This window comes from Hyella patelloides LEGE 07179 (genome assembly GCF_900659865.1).
Taxonomy (GTDB): domain Bacteria; phylum Cyanobacteriota; class Cyanobacteriia; order Cyanobacteriales; family Xenococcaceae; genus Hyella; species Hyella patelloides.
Genome location: NZ_LR214420.1, coordinates 1 through 1,742 on the forward strand (window position 1 = coordinate 1; position 1,742 = coordinate 1,742).

Annotated in this window: 1 pseudogene; it reads right to left on the reverse strand. The window is 32.1% G+C overall.

Going from position 1 to position 1,742, the window contains the following annotated elements:
• Positions 1 to 188 precede the first annotated feature (188 nt).
• Positions 189 to 1,539: pseudogene (locus H1P_RS35425) on the reverse strand (ISNCY family transposase).
• Between the last annotated feature and the right edge of the window lie 203 nt (positions 1,540 to 1,742).

Genomic DNA, 1,742 nt, shown 5'->3' on the forward strand with positions numbered 1-1,742 from the left:
ATTGAATTTTGCTCTTTTATTTCTCATTTAAGCTCTTGAGTTTTTGTATTACATAAAGGCTTCGAGAAAATGAGCCAGAAAAACCATCCTAATTATCCTGATTAATGAAAATTAGGGGGATTTTTTGAGATTAATGTGGGATTTTCTACTAATTTTTCTACTGATTTTTAACTTTTTTTCTTCGGTTTTTAACTTGTATTAACTGGCTCTCTTGACTCTCCTTCTGTTAAAATAAATATAAATAAATCATTCCAACTCTGAAACCATATATAGTTCAACAAAGCCCTAATATCATTAAAAAATCTCTTTCTTGTACCTAAGCTTTCTCGGACTTTTTGATACATACTATTGACTAAATCTAAGACATTATGAAACAAAAAAGCTAGAAGATTTAAAGATAATAAGATTTCCGACAAATTCTCTTGTCCATGACCAAAATTATGTTCTAAGTTATATCCTTGATTTTTCAGAATATTATTACTTTCATTTTCAACTTTCCATCTAGTTCTTCCACTGACAATCATTTTGAATATATTCGACTCATTTAATTCATGATTGGTGATAAAACTATTCTTATAAATCACTTTATTTTTGGCGGGAGCGAAGATTTCTACTTCATACCAATTCACCATTAAACTTGGTTCACTTTCTCGCATGGGAACATTATTGACATATCTATATCGATAAATCCTTCTTTTACCTTTTTCATATTTTTTGATTTCTCCAATTTTCATTTCTCCGTTTTTTTCTGAAAAATCTATCCATTCATATAAACTTTTATGTGATGATGGTTGGGCTACAAAAATAAAATTGTATTCTTGTTCGAGAGCTAACTCACATATTGGTTGACGAGAATAAAGGTCATCTCCCAATAATGTTATTTGATTATTTTCTTGACCTACTGGATTTCTTAATAGCCACCTTTTTACTGCTGCATTTTCACAATCTTGTTTGGTTTTTCCATCTTGTTTTTTGATGAATTCTGGAGGGAAATTAATTACTTGCTTTTTTATGGGCGATACAATTACTGGCGTGACTGCTTGATGATAATAAGTTACTGAACCATTTCTATGCTTTCGACAATTACAATGAGGACAATTAATTTTTTTTGAACTATAGTATTCTGTTCCATCTAATGCCAGTAATAATTGATTATCCAAATACTTAAACTCTTCTATTACCCGATTAGTTTCTAACCATTTACTACGTCCTCGAAGGAGGATAAGCACTTTTAAATGCCCCAAATACTGTTGTAGCTGGAATTGGCTCTAATAAATTTCTAATTTGGTTATCACAAGGTATTTCTGATAAACCAAATAAACTTTCAGCATTATCTTTACCTTTTTTTGGCTTCATCAAACGTTGATGTTGTAAAAAAGAAGGCGATTGAGTAAAAAATACAGAAAAACCTGCTTTCAATGCATGGTTGACCGTATATTTCTTATTATCTCCTTTTCGATTATCTGGTAATTCCTTTAATTCTTGGTCTAAAAATCCGATTAACTGTGAGGCTTCGATAGTAACAGCTTTTTTCTTCATGTAGTACAGAATCTACTGACCTATATTTATAATTTAATCGAATACTTCCCCGAAGCGATCGCTATTTCTAGTTCACCATCGCCAATTCCAGAGCGCGATCGCCAAAATGAGAATTGCTGAGAGAGCCGTCTTGAGACAGTTCTCTGCGGAGGGTTTCCCTCCTGCAAGACTGTCTCGCTATTCCACTCCCGTGTTACTTTTTT